Annotated in this window: 23 protein-coding genes; 13 read left to right on the top strand and 10 right to left on the bottom strand. The window is 61.5% G+C overall.

Annotated features, from left to right (window positions below; genetic code table 11):
- Positions 1–101 precede the first annotated feature (101 nt).
- Together IEX27_RS06680 and IEX27_RS06675 are read left to right on the top strand one after the other, a co-directional pair.
- Complete coding sequence (locus IEX27_RS06680; protein ID WP_188720173.1) at positions 102–4,805, top strand: NAD-glutamate dehydrogenase; 4,704 nt, start codon at positions 102–104, stop codon at positions 4,803–4,805.
- Positions 4,802–6,187 carry an MFS transporter gene (locus IEX27_RS06675; RefSeq protein WP_188720172.1) on the top strand — a complete coding sequence of 462 codons (1,386 nt, stop codon included), beginning with the start codon at positions 4,802–4,804 and terminating at the stop codon, positions 6,185–6,187. Before IEX27_RS06680 ends, IEX27_RS06675 begins: the two co-directional genes overlap by 4 nt.
- Positions 6,188–6,230: 43 nt before the next feature.
- Here the strand turns inward: IEX27_RS06675 and purH are convergent, their stop codons facing one another.
- The 4 genes from purH to htpX form a co-directional block, all read right to left on the bottom strand.
- On the bottom strand, positions 6,231–7,847 hold the full coding sequence (purH, locus tag IEX27_RS06670) for a bifunctional phosphoribosylaminoimidazolecarboxamide formyltransferase/IMP cyclohydrolase (RefSeq protein ID WP_188720171.1): 1,617 nt from the start codon (positions 7,845–7,847) through the stop codon (positions 6,231–6,233).
- 60 nt (positions 7,848–7,907) lie between these two features.
- On the bottom strand, positions 7,908–9,638 hold the full coding sequence (locus tag IEX27_RS06665) for a heparinase II/III family protein (protein WP_188720170.1): 1,731 nt from the start codon (positions 9,636–9,638) through the stop codon (positions 7,908–7,910).
- A 147-nt stretch (positions 9,639–9,785) separates the two neighbouring features.
- Positions 9,786–11,195, bottom strand: a complete 1,410-nt coding sequence (locus IEX27_RS06660; protein WP_373869867.1) for an RsmB/NOP family class I SAM-dependent RNA methyltransferase — start codon at positions 11,193–11,195, stop codon at positions 9,786–9,788.
- Positions 11,186–12,130, bottom strand: a complete 945-nt coding sequence (htpX, locus tag IEX27_RS06655; protein WP_188720169.1) for a zinc metalloprotease HtpX — start codon at positions 12,128–12,130, stop codon at positions 11,186–11,188. Before htpX ends, IEX27_RS06660 begins: the two co-directional genes overlap by 10 nt.
- Positions 12,131–12,341: 211 nt before the next feature.
- Here htpX and IEX27_RS06650 point away from each other — a divergent pair, with 211 nt between their 5' ends.
- Complete coding sequence (locus tag IEX27_RS06650; protein WP_188720168.1) at positions 12,342–12,542, top strand: DUF1674 domain-containing protein; 201 nt, start codon at positions 12,342–12,344, stop codon at positions 12,540–12,542.
- A 68-nt stretch (positions 12,543–12,610) separates the two neighbouring features.
- Here IEX27_RS06650 and IEX27_RS06645 read toward each other — a convergent pair whose 3' ends face one another.
- Entirely contained in the window at positions 12,611–13,300 is a 690-nt protein-coding gene (locus IEX27_RS06645; protein ID WP_188720167.1) for a DUF1013 domain-containing protein, read from the bottom strand.
- A gap of 138 nt (positions 13,301–13,438) precedes the next feature.
- Positions 13,439–14,449 (bottom strand): NAD(P)H-quinone oxidoreductase, encoded by a 1,011-nt coding sequence (locus IEX27_RS06640; RefSeq protein WP_244630258.1) that lies wholly within the window; start codon positions 14,447–14,449, stop codon positions 13,439–13,441.
- A 145-nt stretch (positions 14,450–14,594) separates the two neighbouring features.
- On the opposite strand from IEX27_RS06640, the gene IEX27_RS06635 reads away from it, so the two are divergent.
- A complete protein-coding gene (locus IEX27_RS06635) occupies positions 14,595–14,780 on the top strand; it encodes a DUF1192 domain-containing protein (RefSeq protein ID WP_188720166.1) in 186 nt (61 codons plus the stop codon).
- Between the two features lie 116 nt (positions 14,781–14,896).
- Entirely contained in the window at positions 14,897–16,171 is a 1,275-nt protein-coding gene (locus IEX27_RS06630) for an MFS transporter (RefSeq protein WP_188720165.1), read from the top strand.
- Between the two features lie 86 nt (positions 16,172–16,257).
- Here the strand turns inward: IEX27_RS06630 and IEX27_RS06625 are convergent, their stop codons facing one another.
- Entirely contained in the window at positions 16,258–16,440 is a 183-nt protein-coding gene (locus IEX27_RS06625; RefSeq protein WP_188720164.1) for a YdcH family protein, read from the bottom strand.
- A 227-nt stretch (positions 16,441–16,667) separates the two neighbouring features.
- Here IEX27_RS06625 and IEX27_RS06620 point away from each other — a divergent pair, with 227 nt between their 5' ends.
- The 5 genes from IEX27_RS06620 to IEX27_RS06600 all read left to right on the top strand — a co-directional run bounded on the left by IEX27_RS06620 (position 16,668) and on the right by IEX27_RS06600 (position 19,494).
- A complete protein-coding gene (locus IEX27_RS06620) occupies positions 16,668–16,871 on the top strand; it encodes a YdcH family protein (RefSeq protein WP_188720389.1) in 204 nt (67 codons plus the stop codon).
- Positions 16,872–16,918: 47 nt separating this feature from the next.
- Entirely contained in the window at positions 16,919–17,422 is a 504-nt protein-coding gene (gene purE, locus IEX27_RS06615; protein WP_188720163.1) for a 5-(carboxyamino)imidazole ribonucleotide mutase, read from the top strand.
- Positions 17,419–18,501, top strand: coding sequence for a 5-(carboxyamino)imidazole ribonucleotide synthase (locus IEX27_RS06610; RefSeq protein ID WP_188720162.1), 1,083 nt, complete (start codon positions 17,419–17,421; stop codon positions 18,499–18,501). The genes purE and IEX27_RS06610 overlap by 4 nt, the downstream gene beginning before the upstream one ends.
- A 172-nt stretch (positions 18,502–18,673) precedes the next feature.
- Complete coding sequence (gene ykgO, locus IEX27_RS06605; protein WP_188720161.1) at positions 18,674–18,799, top strand: type B 50S ribosomal protein L36; 126 nt, start codon at positions 18,674–18,676, stop codon at positions 18,797–18,799.
- Between the two features lie 125 nt (positions 18,800–18,924).
- On the top strand, positions 18,925–19,494 hold the full coding sequence (locus IEX27_RS06600) for a tetratricopeptide repeat protein (RefSeq protein ID WP_188720160.1): 570 nt from the start codon (positions 18,925–18,927) through the stop codon (positions 19,492–19,494).
- 109 nt (positions 19,495–19,603) lie between these two features.
- Here IEX27_RS06600 and pyk read toward each other — a convergent pair whose 3' ends face one another.
- Both pyk and IEX27_RS06590 read right to left on the bottom strand, forming a co-directional pair.
- On the bottom strand, positions 19,604–21,043 hold the full coding sequence (gene pyk, locus IEX27_RS06595; protein WP_188720159.1) for a pyruvate kinase: 1,440 nt from the start codon (positions 21,041–21,043) through the stop codon (positions 19,604–19,606).
- Positions 21,040–21,492 carry a DUF1036 domain-containing protein gene (locus IEX27_RS06590; protein ID WP_244630257.1) on the bottom strand — a complete coding sequence of 151 codons (453 nt, stop codon included), beginning with the start codon at positions 21,490–21,492 and terminating at the stop codon, positions 21,040–21,042. Before IEX27_RS06590 ends, pyk begins: the two co-directional genes overlap by 4 nt.
- Positions 21,493–21,657: 165 nt before the next feature.
- On the opposite strand from IEX27_RS06590, the gene IEX27_RS06585 reads away from it, so the two are divergent.
- The 3 genes from IEX27_RS06585 (at position 21,658) to IEX27_RS06575 (ending at position 23,329) form a co-directional block, all read left to right on the top strand.
- Positions 21,658–22,479: an N-formylglutamate amidohydrolase gene (locus IEX27_RS06585; RefSeq protein ID WP_188720157.1), complete on the top strand. Its 822-nt coding sequence runs from the start codon at positions 21,658–21,660 to the stop codon at positions 22,477–22,479.
- Positions 22,476–22,784 (top strand): DUF1244 domain-containing protein, encoded by a 309-nt coding sequence (locus IEX27_RS06580; RefSeq protein WP_188720156.1) that lies wholly within the window; start codon positions 22,476–22,478, stop codon positions 22,782–22,784. The genes IEX27_RS06585 and IEX27_RS06580 overlap by 4 nt, the downstream gene beginning before the upstream one ends.
- Positions 22,785–23,068: 284 nt before the next feature.
- On the top strand, positions 23,069–23,329 hold the full coding sequence (locus IEX27_RS06575) for a DUF2312 domain-containing protein (RefSeq protein WP_188720155.1): 261 nt from the start codon (positions 23,069–23,071) through the stop codon (positions 23,327–23,329).
- A 164-nt stretch (positions 23,330–23,493) separates the two neighbouring features.
- Here the strand turns inward: IEX27_RS06575 and IEX27_RS06570 are convergent, their stop codons facing one another.
- Positions 23,494–24,306, bottom strand: a complete 813-nt coding sequence (locus IEX27_RS06570) for an alpha/beta hydrolase (RefSeq protein WP_188720154.1) — start codon at positions 24,304–24,306, stop codon at positions 23,494–23,496.
- Positions 24,307–24,308: the final 2 nt, after the last annotated feature.

Raw genomic sequence — 24,308 nt, 5'->3', positions numbered from 1 at the left:
GCATTTCTATTGAACTATTTTTGCCCTTTTTGCCTTTGGTCACAAAATGGGCTTTGATTACATATTAGAACTATTCCTTCTGTGAGGACGTGTTTCATTTCATGATGAAAACTTCGAACGCCGCCAAGACTTCCACTTCAGCGCAGAGCCAGATCGAGCGTCTTCAGGAACTGCTGGTGTCAGGCATCCCCCAAGAGGACCTCTCCGGCTATTCCGCCGATGCGCCGGAAAGGGCTGCCAGGATAGCCCTTGAGAGCCTCGGCAAGCACGAGCCGGGTCAGTGCGTCATCGACGTCAGGACCGACAGCGGGATCGAATTCGAAGGCCGCGCGGTGACGACCGTCACGCTCGTCAATGACAACATGCCGTTCCTGTTCGATTCAGTGATCGGCGAAATTACGGAGACGATTGGGGAGCCGTCCTTCGTCGCGCATCCGATCGTGACGCTGGAGGGCGAGCACAAGATCAGCCTGATCCATATCCACCTGAAGCGCCTATCCGCCGACGACGCGAAGGCCCTGGAGGACCGGCTTCTCAACATCCTGAGCCAGGTTCGGGTTGCGGTGAATGACTGGAAACCCATGCTGGCGCGGGTAGAGGATGAGATCGCGCGCCTGCGGACCAAACCGCCTGCGCTCGAGGCAAAGGCAGTCGCCGAGGCCATCGCCTTCCTCGAATGGCTGCGCGACGAGAACTTCACCTTCCTCGGCATGCGGGAGTTCCGCTATACAGGCAGCGAAGAAAGCGGCACCCTCGAGCGGACCGAAACGCCGGGCCTTGGCATTCTCTCCAACCCGGGTGTCCAGGTCCTGCGCCGGGGTGGCGAGGCGACCACGACAACGCCGGAGATCCGAGCTTTCCTGCACGGGCCGGAGCCCCTCATCGTCACGAAGGCGAATACGAAGTCGATCGTTCACCGCCGGGCTTACCTGGACTATATCGGCCTTAAACTCTTCCATGACGATGGCTCGCTCAAGGGCGAGTTGCGCATCGTCGGCCTCTTCACCTCGACGGCTTACACACAGTCGGTGCTGAACATTCCCTATCTGCGCTCGAAGGTGAAGGCGGTCATCGATGCCTCCGGCTTCTCGCGCTCGGACCACTCCGGCAAGGCGCTGATCAACATCCTGGAATCCTTCCCGCGGGATGAGCTGTTCCAGATCAGCCTGCCGCTGCTGCGCGAGTACACGACAACCATCCTGGCGCTGGGCGAAAGGCCACGCGTGCGGGTGCTCTACCGCATCGACCAGTTCGATCGGTTCGTTTCAGTCATCATTTTCGTGCCGCGTGATCGCTTCAATTCCGAGGTGCGCGATCGGATAGGCAACTATCTCACCTCCGTTTTCGACGGACATGTTTCCGCATATTACCCGGCCATCGGCGGACCGCTGACGCGGGTGCACTTCATCATCGGTCGCTCGGCCGGCAAGACGCCACAGGTGCCTGCAGCCGATATCGAAAGCGCCGTCCGGGCGTTCATCCGGACGTGGGACGACTCGCTCAACGAGATGGTCGAGGATACGGCAGCGCCGAACGATATTGCCGCCATCGCACGACGGTTCCCCGGCAGCTACCGCAACAGTTTCGACGCGCATGCCGCCCTGATCGATGCGGCGAACGTCGCCAAGCTTTCTCCCGAGTCACCTATCCTGATCGACTTCTACCGCCGGGCAGGCGATGAGGAGCGCCAGGCGACGCTCAAGATTTTCCATACAGGCACCCCGGTCGCATTGAGCCAGCGCGTCCCCGTACTTGAGAACATGGGCTTTCGTGTAATCAGCGAGCAGACGTTTGAGCTGGGCGAGTTTGATGGCGAGCAGGTCTATCTGCATGCCATGGAGCTTGAAAGCGCATCCGGCGGCGCTATCGACCTTGCCGATGACGGAGTGCTCTTCGAGCAGGTGTTCGCCTCCGTCTGGCACCGTGAGCAGGATAGCGACCGGCTGAACGCTCTGGCGCAGAACGCGCGCCTGACGGTCGGGCAGATCGCAGTGCTGCGAACCTACAGCCGCTACCTGCAGCAAGCGGGCATCACCTATAGTCAGGGCTACATTGCCGATACGCTCAACCGCTATCCAGCCATCGCGGCCCTGCTCTATCGCCTGTTTGAGACACGCCTTGCGCCAAGCGTGGCGGAGGACGCCCGCGCCGGCACCGAGGACCAGATCAGAGCCGAGATTGAAGCCGCGCTGGAACAGGTGCCGAGCCTTGATGACGATACGATCATCAGGCGATTCCTGGTTCTCATGGGCGCAACACTGCGGACGAACTATTTCGCGCCCAAGAAGGAGGGTGCGCCGATTGTTCTCAAGCTTTACCCGCATGCGATCGAGTGGCTGCCGCAGCCACGGCCGTGGCGCGAGATCTTCGTCTATGGCGCCGAGGTGGAAGGCGTTCACCTGCGCTTTGGACCGGTTGCGCGTGGCGGGCTGCGCTGGTCTGATCGGGCTCAGGATTATCGTACGGAAGTGCTGGGGCTGGTGAAGGCACAGCAGGTCAAGAATGCGGTGATCGTGCCGGTGGGCGCCAAGGGCGGGTTCTTCCCGCGCCAACTGCCTGCGGGCGGAAACCGGCAGGAGATCTTTGAGGCGGGCCGCGCGGCCTACATCACCTTCATCTCCAGCATGCTTTCCATCACCGACAATCTGGATGGCGAGACGGTCATTGCACCGGAAGGAGTGGTGCGCAGGGATGGGGACGACCCGTATTTCGTCGTCGCAGCGGACAAGGGCACAGCCACATTCTCCGACACGGCGAACGCCATCAGCCAGGAACACGGCTTCTGGCTGGATGACGCTTTCGCTTCCGGTGGCTCGGCGGGCTATGACCACAAGGTCATGGGGATCACCGCGCGCGGCGCGTGGGAGGCCGTGAAGCGGCACTTCCGCGAAATGAACCGCGATATCCAGACGGAGCCTTTCACCGTCGTTGGTGTGGGCGACATGTCGGGCGACGTGTTCGGCAACGGCATGCTGCTGTCACGCCAGACGAGGCTGGTCGCGGCCTTCGACCATCGCGACATCTTCATCGATCCGGATCCAGATCCGGCAAAGTCGTTCGAGGAGCGGCAGCGGCTCTTCAACCTGCCCCGCTCCAGCTGGCAGGATTACGATCAGAAGCTCCTCTCCAAGGGTGGCATGATAGTGTCGCGCACGGAAAAGCATGTGACGCTTTCCGTCGAAGCAGCCGCATCACTTGGCATCGAAAAGACCGTCGTGACGCCCAACGAGCTGATGAGCGCTATCCTCCGCGCGCCGGTCGATCTGCTCTGGTTCGGCGGCATCGGCACCTACGTACGGGCCTCCACGGAGACCAACCAGAGTGCTGGCGATCGTGCCAACGACGCCATCCGTGTCGCGGCAAGGGATCTGCAGGCGCTGGTCGTCGGCGAGGGTGCCAACCTCGGCATGACCCAGCTTGCGCGCGTGGAGTTCAACCGTATAGGCGGCCGCTGCAACTCGGATGCGATCGACAATTCGGCCGGCGTTAATTCGTCTGACGTCGAGGTGAACATCAAGATTGCGCTGGCAAGTGCCGTGCGCGCAGGCAAGCTGGACGTGCCGAGCCGCAACAAGCTGCTGGCCGACATGACGGATGACGTCGCGCATCTGGTGCTCGCCAACAATTATCAGCAGTCGCTTGCCATCTCCATGATCGAGCGGCGCGGAGTCGCCGACCTGCCCCATCAGAACCGGCTGATGACGCTGTTCGAGGGCCGTGGCCTGTTGGACCGGGCGGTCGAATTCCTGCCGGGGCCAGATGCGCTGGCCGAGCGCCAGGCGAAGAGCGAAGGGCTGACACGGGCGGAGATCGGCGTGCTGCTCGCCTATGCAAAGCTCGTGCATTTCAACGAGCTGGTGGCAACGGAAGTGCCCGACGAGGCGCATTTCGAGACGGATCTCCTCGCCTATTTCCCGAAGGCGATGCGCGAGCGCTACACGGATGAGATTCGCAGCCACCGGTTGCGGCGGGAGATCATCGCGACCGTCCTCATCAACGACATCGTCAACCGGGGCGGTGCCACCTTCATCTCGCAGCTGCAGGACATGACGGGCCGCAGCACGGGCGAAATCGTCGAAGCTTATACGATCATCAAGGACGGCTTCGGCCTGCCGGAACTTTATGCGCGCATCGATGCGCTGGACACCAAGGTCGACGGCCAGCTGCAGCTCTCGCTCTATGAGCGGGTGCGCAAGCTTGTCGTGAACGGCACGAGCTGGCAGCTGAAGCAGGGAAAGAAGGGGCTTCCGCTCGACCAGCGGATCAGCCGGCTGCGCGGTGCGGTGAAGGAGCTTGAGCCGATCCTCCAGGATAGGCAGCCCGACGACCTGCGCAATCGCACTGAATCGGCTGCGGCTGAAATGGTAGAGGCCGGCGTTCCGCTGGATCTCGCCCGCAAGCTGGCGCTGCTCGATGCGCTGGCGCTCATCCCCGACATCTGCCTTGCGGCGGATGTCGCCCAGGCCGACCTGCTCGCGACCGCGAAGGCCTATGTCACGGTCAGCGAAGCTTTCCAGCTGGGCAAGATCGAAGCAGCGGCCGAGACCATCGCACGGACGGACTACTACGACGAGCTCGCGTTGGTCCGCTCGCTGGATTTGATTGACACGGCCCGACGCAACATTACTGTCGCGGCGCTTGAAGCCTATCGCGGTGACGAAGACCCCGCCGCGGCCTGGCTCAGCGAGGGAGGAGAGCGGGTGGAACGGGTGATCAGGGATCTCGCGTCCCTCACCGGCAGCGGTGACATCACCCTGTCTCGTCTCAACGTGGCAGCAGGGTTGATGGTGGACATGACTGGATGAACGATGTAGGGGCGGCAGCGCATCAGGATACCCCGGCCTCAAAACGGGGTATCTGGGGCTGGATCTTTTTCGACTGGGCAACCCAGCCCTTCCATACGCTGATCTTCACCTTCGTCTTCGCCCCCTATTTCGCAGCTTATGTGGCCCCTGACCCTGCCAAGGGGCAGGAACTCTGGGGCCTCGCCACCGGCATAGGTGGCCTTCTCATTGCCTTCACCTCGCCAGTTCTGGGTGCAGTCGCGGATGCCGTTGGCCCGCGAAAACCGTTCATTTTCGCATTCTCGGTAATCGGCGTCATCGCCTGCGCGGCGCTGTGGTTTGCAACGCCCGGCATGGAGAACATGACGCTCATTCTGGTGGCCATCGCCTTTGGCGTGTTCGGCATGGAATATGCCGCCGTCTTCAACAATGCGATGATGCCCTATCTGGTGCCGCGCTCGGAGCTCGGCAGGCTTTCAGGAAGTGCCTGGGGGTTCGGCTATGTGGGCGGGCTTCTCTCGCTTGTGCTGGTGCTGGGCTTCATGTCGGCCCCGCCGGACGCGACGCACACATTGCTGGGGTTCGAGCCGATCTTTGGCCTTGATCCGGCCCAGCATGAGGGTGACCGGGCTTCCGGACCGCTGACGGCTCTGTGGTACATCGTGTTCGTGCTGCCGATGTTCCTGTTCACGCCGGACCAGCCGCGGAACAATGTCTCCGGCGCTGTCGGCACGGCGCTGCGCCGTCTCTGGCAAACGTTGCGCACCCTGCCGAAGCAGCGGAGCTATTTCAGCTTCCTGATGTCCTCGATGCTCTATCGCGACGCGCTCAACGCGCTTTATGCCTTCGGCGGCATCTATGCGGCGGGCGTACTCAACTGGACCATCGTTCAGATCGGCATTTTCGGCATCATTGCAGCCCTGACGGGCGCTATCGGAGCATGGTTGGGCGGTCTAGCGGACAAGGCCTTCGGCCCCAAGTCCGTGGTCGTAGGGTCAGCCTTGATCCTCGTTCTGTGCTGCCTGCTGGTGATCTCGACCACGAATGACGAGATATTGTTCATCGAGGTCGGCGAAGGCTCGACCCTGCCGACGTTAGCCTTCTACATTGCCGGTGCGTTCATCGGCGCGGCTGGCGGCTCGATCCAGGCTTCATCGCGCACGTTACTCGTTGATCAAGTCCCGCGCGAACGCGTGACGGAGGCTTTCGGCCTCTTCGCGCTTTCCGGAAAGGCGACGTCGTTCATCGGGCCGCTTTCCATCGCTGCAATGACTGCGTGGATGACCTCGCAGGCCTTCTCGCCTGAGACTGCACAGCGGGTGGGTGTGGCTCCCATTCTGGTACTCTTCATCGCCTCGCTGGTGCTATTGCCCTTCGTCAGAGGCGAAAAAGGGAGCGCCTGAGCGGCACTCCCTTCTGTACTTCGATCTTTGCGTCCGCCAACTTTTAGTGGCGGAAGTGGCGCATTCCGGTGACGACCATGGCGATGCCATGCTCGTCGGCGGCCTTGATCACCTCATCGTCGCGCATGGAGCCGCCCGGCTGGATCACCGCCGTTGCGCCTGCCTCGACAGCCGACAGCAGACCGTCAGCGAAGGGGAAGAACGCGTCGGAAGCGACCACGCAGCCCTTCGTCAACGGCTCGGCAAGACCAGCAGCCTCGGCGGCGTCCTGTGCCTTGCGGGCTGCGATGCGGGCGGAGTCGACGCGGCTCATCTGGCCAGCGCCTACGCCAACGGTTGCAAGGTCCTTCGTATAGACGATCGCATTGGACTTCACGTGCTTGGCGACGCGGAAGGCAAACTTGAGGTCGGCCAGTTCCTTCTCCGTCGGCGCGCGCTTGGTGACGACCTTAAGGTCGAGGTCATCGACAACGCCATTGTCGCGGTTCTGGACGAGCAGGCCACCGGCGACCGTCTTCGCGGCAAGGCCGGCCTGACGCGGATCAGCGACGCCACCCGTCAGAAGCAGACGCAGGTTCTTCTTCTGGGCGATGATGGCCTGTGCCTCTTCCGTGGCGTCCGGAGCGATGATCACCTCGGTGAAGATCTTGGAGATTTCCTCGGCAGCGTCCGCTTCGAGCGTGCGATTGAGCGCCACGATACCGCCGAAGGCGGAAACCGGATCGCAGGCCAGCGCCTTGCGGTAAGCCTCGGCGATCGATGCGCCTTCAGCCACACCGCAGGGGTTCGCGTGCTTGATGATGGCAACGGCTGCGGTGCGGGCCGGATCGAACTCGGAAACGAGCTCGAAGGCTGCATCCGTGTCGTTGATGTTGTTGTAGGAGAGCTGCTTGCCCTGGATCTGGCGGGCAGTCGCCACGCCCGGGCGCTTCTCACCGGTGAGGTAGAAGCCTGCCTGCTGGTGCGGGTTCTCGCCATAGCGCATGACCTGCGCAAGCTTGCCGCCGAAGGCGCGCCATTCCGGAGCCTCGACGTTGAGCGTCTCGGCAAACCACTGCGAGATCGCAGCGTCGTAGGCGGCGGTGCGGGCATAAGCCTTGGCAGCCAGTTCCTGACGCAGACGATAGGGCAGCGAGCCGTTGTTCTGCTCCAGAGCCTCAAGAACACGGGCGTAGTCCGCCGGATCGGTCACGATCGCAACATAGGCGTGGTTCTTGGCCGAAGCACGGACCATGGCCGGGCCGCCGATGTCGATGTTTTCCACCACGCTGGCATAGTCGCCGCCACCGAAGCGCACTTCCTCGAACGGATAGAGGTTGATGACAACCAGGTCGATCGGCTGAATATTGTGCTGCTTCATCGCGTCCTGATGCTCGGCATCGTCGCGGATGCTGAGCAGACCGCCATGGACCAGCGGATGCAGCGTCTTGACGCGACCGTCCATGATCTCGGGGAAGCCGGTGAGTTCCGACACGTCGCGGACCGCGAGGCCTTCGCGCTGCAGGGCAGCCGAGGTGCCGCCCGTGGAGACGAGTTCGACGCCCTTACCCGAAAGCGCGCGGGCGAAATCGACGATGCCGCTTTTGTCTGAAACGGAAATAAGGGCTCTGCGCACCGGCACGAGGTCCGGTGCTGGAATGTTCTTGGCGGAGACGGCCATGGCTACTCTCTCTTCATTGCCAGCATGGGGGAATGCCGGCTGCCCTACCACACACTGAGGCTAAATCAAACCTTGTGTGCTGGATCCATTGGTGCGCGAGAGGATGGTACTGGTCCTCAGAAACTGCCAGCTCACTTCCGTGCGCTGATCGGTATTGAAATTGAGGACGATCTGACGGCTTCTGGCGGGGCCCGCAAGCGAGGCGAAAAAGATCGACTCTTCAACAACGGGCTCGACGCCAGCAGCGGCGAAAACCCACGTGTCCGTCTTCTCGCCTACGAGGATCAGCAGGCCCTCCTCGCTTTGGTAGAGGGCGATGTCGGGATGGAGATGGAAGCGAATGGTGATCTCAGCCGGGGCTGGCTTCTGCTCTCCCGCAGGACGGAAGATATCTTGGCCGCGCAGGAGATTGCCCTCGTTTTCAAGGACTACCCTGCGTTGATGGATGAAGTTGAAGCGGGCGGCATAACCATCATGGCTGGCAACGAAACCCTGCGCACCCTGCTTTTCGATCCTCTGGCAGGTGACATTCTGCGGGCCGCTGATCAGCGGCGTTCCGATCCATTCGTCCCAACCGGCAGGAAGCGCAAAACGGGCCTGCGACGTGTCGTTGATCGTCGCGGTCGAGTGAGCGGCCGTAGCGCGCGCCAACGGACGGAATACCTCGTCGCCGAAAGAATCGATGCCGCTGTTGACGATGAACTGATGACGGCCGGACGACATTTCGAAGGAGAGGCAGCCGGCATTGGCCATGTCGGATAGTTCAGCTGCGGGCGGCGCACCTGTGTCGGCAATGACCGTGGTGCCCCCCATCGCAAGCCGCTCGTATCCCGAATAGGGCGCATGGAAGAGCGGTGCTCCGCCGGTGTCGTCGTGTCGCAGCACGGCAGCGATCCGGTCATGCAGGGTGATGCCCATGCCGTTGAAGTGGGCGATGGTGCCATCCTGATGGCGGAAGAAGCGCAGCGCCGGGAGCATCCTGTCGACGGCGCTTACCAGCGCTTCAGGGATCGGCTCAGCCTGATTGGCATAGGTCTGGCGCAACGGCAGGAGGTCAGACAGAAGCTCCAGGATCGCGTTCGGATTGCGCGAGATGTGCCCGCCATCCGGCAGGATCTGGCGTTCGATCTCCTGCGACAGATGTCGCGTGGCCGTGCGCATGGCCGAGGGCGGAGTGGGCAGCGACATGGACGAGAAGGCGAGCGCGATGCGAGCGCGCAGACGGTCCTCTCCATCCGGCATTTCGCGGGCGACCGAGCGCAGGTAGCGGATCTGGACGGCCAGCGTCTTCAGGAACAGCCGGTAGAACGGAAGGTCCGCTCCCTGCAGAACGATTGCCGAATGCTGAAGCCATGCGATGATGCGGCGGGCCGTGATGCCGGGGTGCCAGGCGATGCCGTTGATGCGGCGGCCGTGCAGCGTAATCCAGTCGAGCACGAGCGCGCGGGCGTTGGCCGCGGCAAGGTCCGACTCGGCAACATGGAGATGCCGCAGCCAGCGGAAGCCATGCAGCGCTTCCAGCCAGCCGTAATGCTCCACGTCCATCATGAAGGGCGATTCGCCACCGGCCTCCACCAGATGACCCGCGAGCAGGAATCGGCCGTGATAGATTTCGCGCGCGATCTGCGGATCGGCCAGACGCAGGTCCGGCGGAGCCAGCAAAAGGCGTTCGGGCGTGCGTCCGGAATAGCGCCAGCGATAGGCGGGACCTGCGCGCAAGCGCCGGCGCAGGCGGCGCCATCCCTGCCGCGCGGCAATACTCCACAAGAGCGGATTAAACCCGCCTGCCATGGCCGCTATTACACCCTAGTTGCGAGACCCCAACCTGCAATTCACAAGAATCTAGATGATTCAAGCATTTATGCGAAGGCATAATCTCTGGCATTCGCCGGAATTGAAATAGATTATGGGGATGAAATCGTTGACGCAGCGTAACCCTCAACCTGCACGCTGCCGGAACCTGGCCGCAAAGAACCCGTCGACGCCGGCAAGCTGGCCTGACGAACCATCATCCGCGGTGGGAATTGTCCTGAGCCAGCCCTCTTCAGCAATGAAGTGTTCCGCCCCAGGCAATTCTTCCGGCTGGATCCGGTCGAGTGAGATGTCGGGCCGCTCTTTCAGAAGGGATTGCACCAGATCCTCACCCTCTTCAGGGTCCAGCGAGCAGTTGGAGAACACCACGACGCCACCGGGCTTCACCAGTTCGAAGCAACGCTCCAGCAGACGGCGCTGCAGGCCCGCGAGCTTCGCGATGTCTTCGGGTGACTTGGTCCACAGAACGTCCGGATGACGGCGCACCGTGCCGGTCGACGAACAGGGCGCATCGAGAAGGATCGCGTCGAACTTCTGCTCGGGCTGCCACTTGAGAATGTCGGCCTCAACCACCTCGGCGGAAAGGCCGAGGCGGGCGAGGTTGCTCTTCAGACGCTTCAGGCGATTGCCAGATTGGTCGACGGCCGTGACCTTTGCGCCCGCAGCCGCGAGAGCGGCCGTCTTGCCGCCTGGGGCTGCGCAGAGGTCGGCCACTTCAAGACCAGCGACATTGCCTAGAAGGCGCGGCGGGAGGCTGGCGGCTGCGTCCTGCACCCACCATTCGCCATCCGCAAAACCCGGAAGCTCCGGGACGGAGACAGAAAGATCGTCCACTCGGACAGAGCCGTTGGGCAGCGTCCGGCCGCCAAACTTTTCGGCCCAGTTGTCTGGCTGCGACTTGACCGAGAAATCGACAGGCGACTCGGTGCGGTGGACTTCCAGAATTTGCCGAGTGGTGTCCTTGCCGTAAGCGGCTTCAAGGCGCTCGATCATCCAATCCGGAGCGTCGGCGGTCTTCTCAAGGGTCTTCGGCAGAAGCGTCGCCTTCTTGCGCCCGATGTTGCGCAGGATCGCGTTCACCAGAGCGGCGAAACGCGCGGAGCGGGGGTCGGCCTTTGCCTGAGCCACGGCGAGGTTCACCGCAGCGCTGTCTGGCACATCGAGGAACAGGATCTGCGCCGCAGCGACATGCAGGAGTGCGGAGAGCGAACGGGCGTTACCCGGCAATGCCCGATCAAGCTGGCTCCCAATGATGGCCTCGATTGTCCTGCGGAAGCGCAGCGCGCTGACGAGGATGGCGCGGACCAGCGCACGGTCGCGGCCATCGAGTGCCAGATACTGCGGATGGCCATGTTCGCCATCGGTCAGTGCATCAAGCGGTGTGCGGGCATCGATGACAGCGGACAGGAGCCGCGTCGCGGCCTGACGCGCCTCCATGCCCGGCTGGTTGTCCTCGACCACATGCTCACGCGGAGCGGAGGGACGGCGATGCTGCGGCTTGCGCTGCGGACGGACCTTGCCCTCGCTCACGACCAGGGACCCTTGCGGGCGTTGTCCCACGGACCGGGCCTGCGGCTTCCACCCCAGGGACCGGCCGGCGCTTCGGCGCGCGGAGCGGCCCGATAGCCCATTTCATTGGCTATCGCCTGCAGAGCCGCGATGCGGTTCTCCGTGTTGGGATGGGTGGAGAAGAGGTTATCCATATTCTGTCCGTTGAGCGGATTGATGATGAACATGTGAGCCGTGGCCGGATTACGCTCGGCATCCATGTTAGGCACCTGATGCGCGCTGTTGGCGATCTTGGCAAGAGCGGAAGCGAGCCACATCGGATTTCCGCAGATTTCCGCGCCTCGCCTGTCGGCCGAATATTCGCGTGTGCGGCTGATAGCCATCTGCACCAGCATTGCGGCGAATGGCGCCACGATCATCGCAATCAGGACGCCGATGAAGCCGAGCGGATTGTTGTTGTCGCGGTTGCCGCCGAAGAAGAACGCAAAATTGCCGAGCATCGAGATCGCACCGGCGAGCGTCGCGGTGATCGTCATGGTCAGCGTGTCGCGGTTCTGGACGTGCGCCAGTTCGTGCGCCATCACGCCCGCGACCTCCTCCGCTGTCAGGCGGTGGAGAAGGCCCGTCGTGGCAGCCACCGCGGCGTTCTGCGGGTTCCGGCCTGTCGCGAAGGCGTTCGGCTGCGGATTCTCGATCAGGTACACGCGCGGCATCGGGAGCCCGGCATTCGCTGCCAGACCCTGGACGATGCGGTAGTACTCAGGCGCCGTACGCTCATCGACCTCGACGGCGTTGTACATACGCAGCACCATCTTGTCGGAGTTCCAGTAGCTGAACAGGTTCATGGCAGCAGCAATCAGGAAGGCAATCATCATGCCTCCGGAACCGCCAATCATATAGCCGACACCCATGAACAGTGCGGTCATGAATGCCAGAAGCATTGCTGTGCGAACCAAGTTCATCCAAGTGGCTCCTTTACGCCGAAGTTCCTGCCAGACGGATACATGCTGCAGATCGATTGTGCACCGCCGTCTGTCCCTATAATGATGGGAATGAAACAGGCCAGATTCAACGGATAGAGCGGCAGTCCGATCCCGGCATTGCTGATAAATCAGCGCTTATGATGGACGGACCTTCGCCTAATTTGCCGCACCGTCAGGAAGGAAGATCAGGATGAGCGATACGGAACAACCTCAACCGGTCAAGAAGACACTCTCGCCGGCCGCCCAGCGGGCGCTTGCCGAGGCCGAAGAACGTCGCCGGAAAGCCCTGGAGGCCCAGGAGCAGGCTCCCAAGGAGATCGGCGGACGGGAAGGCCCAGATCCGGCTCGCTATGGCGACTGGGAAGTCAAAGGTGTGGCGGTCGATTTCTGATAAAAGCACCCGCTAAAAGATAAAGGGCCCGAGCGGGCCCTTTTCTCTGAGGACTGGAGTGCCTCGTCCTACTCTTCGTCTTCTTCTTCGTCGCGGTTCGAACGAAGCGAAGAGAGCTTTGCGAAAACTGCATCCGCGTCGAGCTCCTTTTCCTCGGAGCCGTACTCATCCACGTTGAGATGCTCGGTTTCCGAAGCCGGCAGCAGGGTGTCACCCGTCGGAGCAGCAGGCGGAGCATTACGGGCTGCGCGCTGAACTTCGATGTCGAGGTCGATCTGCGAGCAGAGGCCCAGCGTGACCGGGTCCATCGGCGTCAGGTTGGCGGAATTCCAGTGGGTGCGCTCGCGAATCTGCTCGATCGTTGCCTTGGTCGTGCCAACCAGACGCGAAATCTGGGCATCCTTCAGCTCGGGATGGTAGCGAACCAGCCACAGGATTGCATTCGGACGGTCCTGACGCTTGGACAGCGGCGTGTAGCGCGGGCCCTTGCGCTTGACTTCCGGCACACGAACCTTCGGTTCGGAGATCTTCAGACGATAGTTCGTGTTTGCCTCGCCACGAGCAATCTCCTCGCGGGTCAGCTGACCCATGGTGACCGGATCCATACCCTTGATGCCATGCGCAGCGTCGCCATCAGCGATTGCGGACACTTCCAGAGGATGCAGTCCACAGAACTCAGCAATCTGGTCGAACGTAAGCGCCGTATTGTCCACGAGCCAGACAGCGGTCGCCTTCGGCATGAGTAGCGTATGGGCCATAAGCAAGTTCCTTTGTTCGCCCGCGTCCCAGCGCGGGCGGTGGACGTTACCACCGATATTAAGGGAATTGACCCCTATATAGGCATTTTCGAAATTCGAGGCAAGAAAAGCTTGCACCCGGATGGAAATGGAACGTTCTCAGGCGACGTCCAGCACGATTTTCCCGATATGATCGCCTTCTTCCATGCGCTCATGCGCACGCCATGCCTCACGCAGGGGGAAGATGGTGTCCATCACCGGGGAAATCTGGCGGGAAGCGAGCAGCGGCCATACCTGCGCCTCCAGTTCCGCAGCGATTCTGCCCTTGAACTCGATGGTGCGCGGTCGCAGCGTCGACCCTGTGTAGGTGAGGCGCTTCATCATCAGCGAACGGGCATTGATCTCGCTCTGGACCCCGCCCAGGGTTGCGATCTGCACGACCCGGCCATCCATGGCCGCGGCGGAAAAGTTGCGATCGATGTAGGAGCCGCCCACCATGTCCAGAATGACGTCCACGCCGTTGCCGTCCGTTGCATCCCTGACCGCCGCGACGAAATCCTGCGTCTTGTAGTTGATGGCGACATCGGCCCCCAGTTTCCTGCAGGTCTCGACCTTGGCATCGCTGCCTGCCGTGGCGAAGACCCGCGCACCGAAGGCCTTGGCCAGCTGGATCGCCGCGGTACCAATGCCGGAGGTGCCGCCGTGCACCAGGAAGGTCTCGCCTTCCCGCAAACCGCCGCGTTGAAATACGTTATGCCAGACCGTGAAAAAGGTCTCCGGGATCGCCGCCGCCTCGGTGAAGGTATAGCCGTGCGGCACCGGCAGGGCGTTCGACTCATGCGCCACGCAATATTCCGCGTAGGCTCCGCCTGCTGTCAGGGCCGTAACGCTGTCGCCAATCTGCCACCGTGAGACATCCGCACCCACGGCCACCACTTCGCCAGCAGCTTCGAGGCCCGGCAGATCGGATGCGCCGGGCGGCGGCGGATAGTGGCCCTTACGCTGCGAAACGTCCGGCCGGTTGACACCAGCGGCCTTCACCTTGATCAGGATTTCGCCCTGCTTGGGCCTGGGAACTGGCCGCTCCTCCGGTTTCAGCACCATCGGACCACCGTATTCAGTGATGGCGATGGCAGTCATCGAATTCGGTATCGCAGTTCCCAGTGACATCTTTTCCTCCTGAAGCCTTCCCTTGAACAGACCGGTTCAAAACTCACCGAATCCTTTTTCGTTCGTCAAACACTATGAGAGAATTTGCCTCGCAAGCCCAGTCGTATGTATCCTCTTTGAAATTGACGAACCGGTGGAGAGATCGATGGATGAGGATGTTCCCGCGAAGCGCCCTGCCTATGCGATCGGCCAGGATATTTCGACGTTCTCGGTCGGCGACCTCGACGAGACAATCGCGCTCTTGAAGGCTGAAATCGAACGGCTGGAGCGCGCCCGCGAATCGAAGGATTCAACCCGGAATGCAGCAGAAGCGCTATTCCGTCGAAGCTGACCTGCGGAGAAGTAACGCCATCCTCATCGGCTGACCTTTAAATGGACACAAGCTCCACGGAGAGGCGGACGGACGGTCCTGATTCTCAGGGCCATCACTCAGCAAGCGGACAAAACATGCGTGCATCCTTCGGTTCCATCATCGCGCTGCTCTTCGGTACGGCGTTCCTGCTCTCAGCCTCGGGACTGCACGGCCTGCTGTTACCATTGCGCGGACAGCTCGAAGGCTTCAGCACGACATCGCTCGGCCTGCTCGGCACCAGCTGGGCGGGTGGCTTCATCGCCGGGTGCTATCTGGCGCCCAGGCTCGTCCGCCGCGTAGGCCACGTCCGCTCCTTTGGCGCACTTGCGGCTTCCGCCGCCACCATCGCGCTGCTGACCGGGATTTTCGTCGAGATCAACACGTGGATCGTGCTTCGCGCCTTTACGGGCTTCGTCATGGCGGGCGCCTACATGGTGATCGAAAGCTGGCTCAACGAGCGCTCCACCAACGAGTCGCGTGGCACGATCTTCGGCCTCTACATGATGGTCACGAACTCATCGCTGATGCTGGGGCAGATGGGCGTTGCCTTCGGCGATATCTCGACGCCGATCCTGTTCATGGTCACCGGCATCCTGTTTTGCCTGTCGCTGCTGCCGACCGCCATTTCGAAGGCTCAGTCGCCTGCGCCGCTCGCCAGTGTCTCGCTGGATCTGAAGGCGCTCTACGCGAATTCGCCCATCTCGGTCGTCGCCTGTCTCCTGATCGGCGTCGCCAATGGCGCATGGGGTACGCTGGGTGCTGTCTATGGCGCCTCGATCGGCATCCCCACCTTCTATATCGCACTGATGATGAGCGCAGCGGTGCTGTGCGGAGCCCTCGGGCAGTTTCCGATCGGCAAGATCTCCGACTACACTGACCGACGCTATGTGCTGATCGGCGCTGCTGTGACTGCGGCGCTGATCGGCTTTGCCATTTTCGTGCTTGCACCGCGGACGCCGGAAGTCATCCTCGTGATGGTGGGCCTCTATGGGCTTCTGGCCTATACGCTCTACTCCGTCTCGGTCGCCCATGCGAACGACCATGCGCCGGCAGGCAAGTTCGTGCAGGTGTCGAGCGGACTGCTGATGCTTTACGGTATCGGTACGATGATCGGGCCGATCATCGCCGGTTTCTTCATGAACTTTCTGCGTCCGGAAAGTCTCTTTTTGGCGACAGCCGCGGCACATATCAGTGTGGCTGGATACGCAGCATTGCGCATTTCGCGAAGGGCTCCGGTGCCGGCCGAGGCGAAGGATAGCTTCACGACCCAGCCAGCCGAGCGGCTGGCCACGCCGCAGGCAATTCAGCTCAACCCGAGGGCGGAGCTTTCGGTTGATGAGGGGAACGGCGCTGACGCCAAGACCGATTGAACCTTGGTAATAAAAAACAAATGAGCGGTACAACGACCGCTCATCTGCTCAGGGAAGTTAGAGATTTTGATCGCCTGAAAACGCGATCAATGGGTCGTATGCTTCGCTGCTCTCAGCTTCTCAATCTGGTCCTTTAAAGCTAATTTTCGTCTCTTGAGATCGACTATCTCCAGGGTGTCCATCGAGGGATGGTTCAACGCGCTATCGAGCTGACGTTCAAGCTCTCCATGCTTGCGTTGCAGTTCTGAAAGATGGGCTTCAAGCGACATAATGGAACTCCATTAGTTTCCCGCACCGCCTACATCGACTTTCGCCGTTTGTGACGGCACGAAGACAGTCTGCCACTCCCAGATAGGTTTGTCGAACAGAATACGGTAGCTTTTATTGACGATGTGAAATGTGGTAGGGGTAAGGTCATCGATCACCCTAGACCGTGACCACGCTCAGAAGTGCCTGGGACTGTAGTTGTGCGGTAAAAATGCGCGGATCCTCAGATATGTCCGAACAAGATCAGGCTCAGACACGCCTGGAATTTGCCCGCCTCAAGCAGGAACATGCCGATTTCGATGCTGCCATCAATGCCATGATCGCCACAGGATGCGATCCCCTGCAAATTCAGCGGATGAAGAAGAAAAAGCTCGCGCTCAAGGACCGTTTGCAGCAGATGGAAGATGGTCTTATTCCAGACATCATTGCCTGAGCAATCAGACCAGTCTTTTTGATACCGGCAAAGGAAGCCGAGCCTCTATGACCAAAACGATTGCCGATGTTGCCGTGATCATGGGAAGCCAGTCCGACTGGGAAACCATGCGGCATGCCGCGGAAACGCTTGAAGCCCTCCAGATTTCCCACGATGTCCGCATCGTTTCCGCACACCGGACTCCGGATCGCCTCTACGACTTTGCCAAGTCCGCCAAGGCGGAAGGGTTCAAGGTGATCATCGCCGGCGCAGGCGGTGCTGCCCATCTGCCCGGCATGACGGCTGCCATGACGCCGCTTCCCGTGTTCGGCGTGCCGGTGCAGTCACACGCTCTTTCAGGTCAGGATTCGCTGCTCTCGATCGTTCAGATGCCCGCCGGCATTCCGGTCGGCACTCTTGCCATCGGCAAGGCCGGCGCCACCAACGCAGCACTGCTGGCTGCCGCCGTGCTCGCTCTCTACGATCCGGCGCTTGCGGATCGGCTCGATGCCTATCGCGCGGCGCAGACCGAGAAAGTCGCCGAGCGTCCTGTCGAGGTTTCAGGCAAATGACCTCTCTGAAGCCAGGTTCCGTCATCGGCATTCTGGGCGGAGGTCAGCTCGCGCGCATGCTGGCGATGGCCGCAGCGCGCCTTGGTTATCGCATCGTGGTGCTGGAGCCGGATCCAAACTGTCCCGCAGCCCAGGTAGCCAACAAACACATCTGCAAGAAGTATGACGACCCCGAAGGGCTCGCTGAACTTGCCGATGGCTGCGATGTCGTCACCTACGAGTTCGAGAACGTACCGGCTGCTCCGGCCCAGTATCTGAGCGAGCGGAAGCCGCTCTTCCCCCCTGCTCTGGCGCTCGAAGTCTCGCAGGACCGGCTCACCGAAAAGACTTTTCTGAATTCGCACGGCATCGAAACCGCGCCCTTCGCTGCGGTCGAGAGCGTGGACGAGCTGAAGGCAGCCTTGGCCGAGTTCGGCAATCAGGGCGTGCTGAAGACGCGCCGACTCGGCTACGACGGCAAGGGCCAGCGCGTGCTGCGCAACCTGTCGGAAGCAGAGATTGAGACGGCGTTTGCCGAACTTTCCGGCTCGCCGCTGATCCTCGAAGGCTTCGTGCCCTTTGTGCGCGAGATTTCCGTCATTGCTGGCCGCAACCAGGATGGCGCAGTCGTCTCCTTCGATCCGGCAGAGAACGTCCATCGTGACGGGATCCTCTTCAGCTCCACCGTTCCGGCCAACATTTCGGACGAGACGCGGGCTGCGGCGGGAGACATCGCGAGCCGTATCCTCGAAGGACTCGGCTACGTCGGTGTCATCGGCGTCGAGTTCTTCGTGTTCGCCGACGGCAAGCTGCTGGTCAACGAGATCGCGCCGCGGGTGCACAATTCCGGCCACTGGACGGAAGCTGCCTGTGCCCTCTCCCAGTTCGAGCTGCATATCCGCGCCATTGCCGGGCTGCCGCTCGGCGATACGCGCCGGCATTCCGACTGTGTGATGGAGAATCTGCTCGGCGAGGCGCAGAATCAGGCGCCTGAACTTCTACAGGAGCCGGACCTCGTGCTGCATCTTTACGGGAAGGCGGAGCCCCGAGCGGGCCGCAAGATGGGTCATTTCACCCGGCTGGTGCGTCGAGCCAGCTGACTCCTGACCCAAGTGATGATTCATTTCAATGAGTTGTCCTTCGGGAGTTGACAGATCAGACGCTACTGACTATGCAACCACCGAACCAGCGCGCCAGACGGCGCGCTTTTATTTCCGGCCCGAAAGGGTCCCAATTATCGGGCCGTTCGGTCCGGGGCAGACGAGCAAGACCATGAAGATCAGAAACTCGCTGAAGGCGCTGAAGACACGTCACCGTGAGAACCGTCTGGTTCGCCGCAAGGGCCGCGTCTACATCATCAACAAGAGCAACCCGCGCTTCAAGGCCCGCCAGGGCTAAAGGCTTCGCGTCCGGAAGCCTCTGGCTTTTGGACCGTACCTTATGTGGGCACGTTGATTCCCACGCGGAATTTACTTTGCTACAACCGCAGAGGCGTTTATCATCGCCTCATGCGGTTTTTTGCTTTGTCAGCACTTCTGTTGCCTGTTCTCCTGCTCGCCCCTGCGCGGGCAGAAACGATTCCGGATACATCCTCCCCCGTTGAGACCGAGTCGCCCAGCAAGCTCGACGAGCTCTACCTTTCGCTGAAGACCGAACATTCCGAGGTTGCGGCAAACCGCATCGTCTCCACGATCAACAAGGAACTGGCGAAATCAGGCGGCGCCACTGCGGACCTGCTGATCGAGTGGGGGCAGAAGGCGGCGAAGGACAAGAACTATGCCGTCGCCAACGATCTCATGGATCAGGCGATTGGCCTTTATCCGGATTACGTCGAGGCCTGGAACAGCCGCGCCATGCTTCATCTGATGATGAACAACTACAGCATGGCCATTTCCGACCTGTCACACGCGCTGACGATCGAGCCACGCCACTTCGGTTCGCTGAACGGGCTCGCCGGTATCCTGCGCCTCACCGGCAAGGAGACGATGGCGCTCGACGTCTATCGTCGGCTGCTCGAGGTCTATCCGATGCACCGCGGCGCGCAGCGCGCCTTCATCCAGCTGACGGAAGAGAATACAGACGAGGCTCTGTAAGCGCACTTACCTGAAAGAGCCCGCAACACCCTCATGCTGAGCTTGTCGAAGCACGAGGGCTAGGCCCTCACGGTGTGATAAACTCACCTTGAGGGGTTCCGGAAATGAGTTATTCCAGCGCGCCGAAGCCATCCGCGCCGACATAGGCGATGCGGAGCAGGTTTGTTGCACCGGGCGTGCCAAGCGGAACGCCTGCCGTGATGATCACGCGGCTACCGGGCTGCGCGAATTTTTCCTCGTAGGCGATGCGGCAGGCGCGGTCGACCATGTCGTCCAGGTCGCTCGCATCCTCGGACACCACGCAATGGGTCCCCCACACAAGACTCAGCCTGCGCGCGGTTTCCACCACGGGCGAAAGCGCGATGATCGGGACATGCGGACGTTCACGGGCCGCACGGAGGCCGGTCGTGCCGGACGAGGTGTAGGTGATGATCGCGGCGAGGTTCAGCGTCTCGGCAATCTGGCGCGCTGCCAGCGAGATCGCATCTGCACCCGTCGCCTGCGGCTGGGTGCGCTGCGCGCTGATGACCGCCTCGTAGGTTGGATCGCGCTCGACCTGCTTGGCGATGGAGTCCATCATGGCCACCGCCTCGGTCGGATAGGCGCCAGCTGCCGATTCTGCCGACAGCATCACCGCGTCCGCGCCTTCGAAGACGGCCGTCGCCACGTCCGAGACTTCCGCACGCGTCGGCACCGGCGCCGAAATCATCGATTCCAGCATCTGGGTCGCGACAACCACCGGCTTGCCAGCGACGCGGCAGGCGCGGGTGATCTGCTTCTGGATGCCGGGAACCGCTTCCAGCGGCATCTCAACGCCGAGGTCGCCACGGGCAACCATGAGCGCGTCAGAAAGCTCGATGATCTCCGCCAGACGCTTCACCGCCTGCGGCTTTTCAATCTTCGCCATCAGCGCCGCCCTGCCCCGCGCGATCTTGCGCACTTCGGCAATGTCTTCAGGACGCTGGATGAAGGAAAGCGCGATCCAGTCAACGCCTGTTGCCAGTACGGCATCAAGGTCGCGGCGATCCTTCTCGGTGAGTGCACCCACCGGCAGATCCGTGTCCGGCAGGCTCACGCCCTTGCGGTTCGAAATCTGGGTGCCCGCCACGACGCGGCAGCGGATGAAACCCTTGCCCGTCTCAAGCGCCAGAAGCTGCAGCTTGCCGTCATCGATCAGCAGCCGGTGGCCAGGCTGAACGGACGAAAGAATTTCAGGATGCGGCAGGTGCACGCGACGGGTGTCGCCGGGCTCCTCGTTATCGTCCAGAATGAACTCCTGGCCGACCTCAAGCGTCACCTTCTTGTCCGCGAAGGAACCCACGCGCAGCTTGGGGCCCTGAAGATCAGCCAGAATGGCGATCGGTCGTTCGACGCGACGCTCCACGTTGCGGATGCGACCCACCAGCTCGCGCATGGTGTCGTGATCTGCGTGGCTCATGTTGACGCGGAAGACGTCTGCGCCAGCCTGATAGAGCTTTTCGATCATAGCCTCGTCGGAGGACGCTGGACCGAGGGTTGCTACGATCTTTACCTTGCGACCACGCTTCATTGACCGGACGCCCCGGTCATCGACGCACCTTCAGCCGTCTGGCCATCGGTGAGCTGCACCATCCAATTCTCCTGTTCACCCGTGTCGTATTCCTGAAAGCCCGCCCGCTGAAAACCACGCGCGAAACAGTCGTTCACACCCGAAATCTTGAATTCCTTGTCGGAGACGCACATCTGCACCGGACCCGACCAGCGACCGCCGCGCGTCGCATCTTCCGCGTAGAGGTAGTAATATCGTGATTGCAAGGGCCCCTGGATGATTGTCTTGCAGTTCGATCCCTGGATGTGCCACCAGCCCTCGCTCACCCAACCTGCTGTCGTCCTATAGCCGATCGACACGCCAACGAGATTTGGCGTGGAATTACAGACACGAAGGTCGGCGCGGGCTGGAGATGCAAGTGAAATGCCCGCAGCCGCAAGCAGCACGGGAAGGCATATCCGCCATGACATGGACAACCCTTTATGATGCATTTTTCGTCTCGGCATATGAGCGGCATTCCGGCTGTTGTGTTTAAAGTAAATGCACATGTCAATGTGAGCGGATAATAGTACCCTCGTTGCGCAGCAATAGCACAGTTTTACCCGGTATCGATCAAGGCGGCCCGCTCCCGACTCATGACACCCACCCTTCCCCAGGATTTTCCCCCGTACGAGGTGATCGACGGCGACCGTCCCAGAGGTCTAGTTCTGGTTTCGGATCACGCCTTCAACCTTCTTCCCGAGCAATATGGCAATCTCGGGCTTCCAGCATCAGAATTCCAGCGCCACATCGCGTATGATATCGGGGCTGAAGCAGTAACGCGGAGGCTTTCCGCGCTCATGCAAGCACCTGCCGTGATGGCGCGGTTCTCGCGGCTGCTGATCGATCCCAACCGGGGCGAAGATGATCCGACGCTGATCCGCCAACTGTACGACGGCACGGTGATTCGCGCGAACTATCCCCTGGCGGAAGAAGAGCGCCGGAAACGGATCGAAAAGTTCTACCGTCCGTATCATGATGCCGTCTCCTCCGTTGTAACATCCGTTGCAGAAGAGACAGGCTCCGCGCCGCTGGTGATCTCGATCCACTCGTTCACGCCCTACATGCAGGGTCGCGAGCGGCCCTGGCACGTGGGTATTCTCTGGGACAAGGACGACCGGGCCGTGAAGCCGCTGATCTCCACGCTTCAAAAAGAGCCGGGGATCGTCGTCGGTGACAACGAGCCGTACGACGGCGCGCTGCGTGGCGACACGATGTTCAAGCATTGCACCGCCAAGGGCTATGCTCATGCGCTGATCGAGATCCGGCAGGACCTGATCGTTGCCGAGGCAGGCGCGGCTGAATGGGCCGGACGGCTGGCGCCGATCCTTGAAGAGATCAACCGCCGACCTGATATTCATGAGACGAGGATGTTCGGTTCCAGAACCGGACCGATCCGGGATGGGAGTACAGAATGACAGAACTGACCGAAGAACAACGCCGCGACTTCGAGGCCGCTGCTTTCCGCAGGCTCGTGGAACATCTGCGCAATCGCACCGACGTGCAGAACATCGACCTGATGAACCTCGCGGGCTTCTGCCGCAACTGCCTGTCGAACTGGTACCGCGAGGCTGCCGAGGCCGAAGGCGTTGCGCTCAGCAAGGACGATTCCCGCGAACTGATCTATGGCATGCCCTATGCCGAGTGGCAGGCAAAGTACCAGCGCGAGGCGACGGCCGAGCAGAAAGCATCCTTCGAGCAGAACCGGCCACGCGACCACTAGCAGTCTTTTTTGGTTGCGCGGTTCTCGACGGAAAACCGGTTCCCACTTTTCCTGGAACCTACTTTCTTTCGCAGCGGTTCCGGACGCAAAACCGGTTCCCACTTTTCCTGGAACCGCTGCCGAGTCACAAAATCGACAACAAGCGCCGTGTTTTCGGATGGAGACGCCGAGCGGGCGCGCGGGCCGGACAATTCGTCCGGCTTGATTTTCTTGTCCGCCTCCGGCATCGAACCGTTAACCATTTCCCGCCAAATTGCGCGAACGAATCTCAGCTGGAGCAGAGAATGAACGACGTTGTAAACGAGACCTCACAGACCGTAGCCGCAGGCCAGCTGCGCGCCTTCGTAGAGCGGATCGAGCGCCTGGAAGAAGAAAAGAAGTCCATTTCGGACGACATCAAGGATGTCTACGCCGAGATGAAAGGTCAGGGCTTCGACACCAAGGCCATTCGCACGATCGTTCGCCTGCGCAAGAAGGATGCGAACGAGCGCCAGGAGGAAGAGGCAATGCTGGACCTCTACATGGCCGCGCTCGGAATGGCGTGAGCATAAAGTTCTTTTGGTAGCAAAGCGATGACGCCCGGTCGGACCACCCAAGGGCGTCCTCTCTCAAGTCTGGGCTGCAGCTGCAGCCAGCGCCGCGCTCAGCCTGTTCAGCCGATGCAGCGTGAGTCGGTCGGCGAGAAACTGCTGGTGCGGCTCCGGGCGGTCTATGCCCCGCGCTTTACCATCTGCGCCAGCGCACGGCCGGGAGCGGTCTCGGCATTACCGAGGTCCAGCACGATGCTCATATGATTGGCACCCGGAATCGACTGGAACTCAGCCTCCAGGCCGTCCCGCTGCAGGGTTTCCGCCATCGCCTGCCCCTGCTCGTGGAAGGGTTCCGTTTCGTGCACCCCTGCCATCAGCATCGCCGGCCCAATCGGGCGGTAGGCGAGACGCAGCGGTGAGAAGCGGCGCACCTCCTCGTCCGTAATGCCGATCTCCGGCTGCAGGAACGAGTGCTGAAGGGGCTCGAGTTCGTAGATCCCGCTCAGCATCAGCGTAGCCTTGGGCCGCACCGGGCTGTCCGCGTCGAGCAGGAAGGCGCAAAGGTGTCCGCCCGCCGAATGGCCCGAAACGGTGAACTTCTCGGGATCACCGCCGAAGCCCGCCGCGTTTTCACAAAGCCAGGCAGCGGCCGCGCGCACCTGGCGCACGATCTTCTCCATCCGCACGGCAGGCATCAGGCTGTAGTTCAGGATGGCCGCGATGCCTCCGGCCGCCACCACCGTGTCGGCGACGAAGGAAAAATCGCTCTTGTCGAACATCCGCCAATAACCGCCGTGGATGAAGAGATGGACGGGCGCGGCCCGTACCTCCCCCTCGGGGAAGAACAGGTCCAGGCGTTCGAGCTCGCCAGGACCATAGGCCACATCGAGCTCGGCGCGGCACCGCGCGCGGGTCGCAGCGCTGCGCTTGTGATAGACCTCGACATAGGCGTCGAAGTCCGGGACGTGGTCGCGGGTACGAAAGAGATCCATGG

This window comes from Nitratireductor aestuarii, assembly GCF_014641695.1.
Classification (GTDB): Bacteria; Pseudomonadota; Alphaproteobacteria; order Rhizobiales; family Rhizobiaceae; genus Chelativorans; species Chelativorans aestuarii.
This window is presented reverse-complemented; position numbering and strand designations above follow the sequence as displayed.

Excerpts from the sequence above, each read along its gene's own strand:
- purH (WP_188720171.1), bottom strand. The coding sequence starts at position 7,847 with ATGGCCGTCTCCGCCAAGAACATTCCAGCACCGGACCTCGTGCCGGTG.
- htpX (WP_188720169.1), bottom strand. The coding sequence starts at position 12,130 with ATGAACTTGGTTCGCACAGCAATGCTTCTGGCATTCATGACCGCACTG.
- IEX27_RS06590 (WP_244630257.1), bottom strand. The coding sequence starts at position 21,492 with ATGTCATGGCGGATATGCCTTCCCGTGCTGCTTGCGGCTGCGGGCATT.
- IEX27_RS06630 (WP_188720165.1), top strand. The coding sequence starts at position 14,897 with ATGCGTGCATCCTTCGGTTCCATCATCGCGCTGCTCTTCGGTACGGCG.
- IEX27_RS06580 (WP_188720156.1), top strand. The coding sequence starts at position 22,476 with ATGACAGAACTGACCGAAGAACAACGCCGCGACTTCGAGGCCGCTGCT.
- IEX27_RS06610 (WP_188720162.1), top strand. The coding sequence starts at position 17,419 with ATGACCTCTCTGAAGCCAGGTTCCGTCATCGGCATTCTGGGCGGAGGT.
- pyk (WP_188720159.1), bottom strand. The coding sequence starts at position 21,043 with ATGAAGCGTGGTCGCAAGGTAAAGATCGTAGCAACCCTCGGTCCAGCG.
- IEX27_RS06620 (WP_188720389.1), top strand. The coding sequence starts at position 16,668 with ATGTCCGAACAAGATCAGGCTCAGACACGCCTGGAATTTGCCCGCCTC.
- IEX27_RS06650 (WP_188720168.1), top strand. The coding sequence starts at position 12,342 with ATGAGCGATACGGAACAACCTCAACCGGTCAAGAAGACACTCTCGCCG.
- purE (WP_188720163.1), top strand. The coding sequence starts at position 16,919 with ATGACCAAAACGATTGCCGATGTTGCCGTGATCATGGGAAGCCAGTCC.
- IEX27_RS06625 (WP_188720164.1), bottom strand. The coding sequence starts at position 16,440 with ATGTCGCTTGAAGCCCATCTTTCAGAACTGCAACGCAAGCATGGAGAG.
- IEX27_RS06645 (WP_188720167.1), bottom strand. The coding sequence starts at position 13,300 with ATGGCCCATACGCTACTCATGCCGAAGGCGACCGCTGTCTGGCTCGTG.
- IEX27_RS06680 (WP_188720173.1), top strand. The coding sequence starts at position 102 with ATGATGAAAACTTCGAACGCCGCCAAGACTTCCACTTCAGCGCAGAGC.
- IEX27_RS06640 (WP_244630258.1), bottom strand. The coding sequence starts at position 14,449 with ATGTCACTGGGAACTGCGATACCGAATTCGATGACTGCCATCGCCATC.
- IEX27_RS06635 (WP_188720166.1), top strand. The coding sequence starts at position 14,595 with ATGGATGAGGATGTTCCCGCGAAGCGCCCTGCCTATGCGATCGGCCAG.
- IEX27_RS06575 (WP_188720155.1), top strand. The coding sequence starts at position 23,069 with ATGAACGACGTTGTAAACGAGACCTCACAGACCGTAGCCGCAGGCCAG.
- IEX27_RS06570 (WP_188720154.1), bottom strand. The coding sequence starts at position 24,306 with ATGGATCTCTTTCGTACCCGCGACCACGTCCCGGACTTCGACGCCTAT.
- IEX27_RS06675 (WP_188720172.1), top strand. The coding sequence starts at position 4,802 with ATGAACGATGTAGGGGCGGCAGCGCATCAGGATACCCCGGCCTCAAAA.
- ykgO (WP_188720161.1), top strand. The coding sequence starts at position 18,674 with ATGAAGATCAGAAACTCGCTGAAGGCGCTGAAGACACGTCACCGTGAG.
- IEX27_RS06665 (WP_188720170.1), bottom strand. The coding sequence starts at position 9,638 with ATGGCAGGCGGGTTTAATCCGCTCTTGTGGAGTATTGCCGCGCGGCAG.
- IEX27_RS06585 (WP_188720157.1), top strand. The coding sequence starts at position 21,658 with ATGACACCCACCCTTCCCCAGGATTTTCCCCCGTACGAGGTGATCGAC.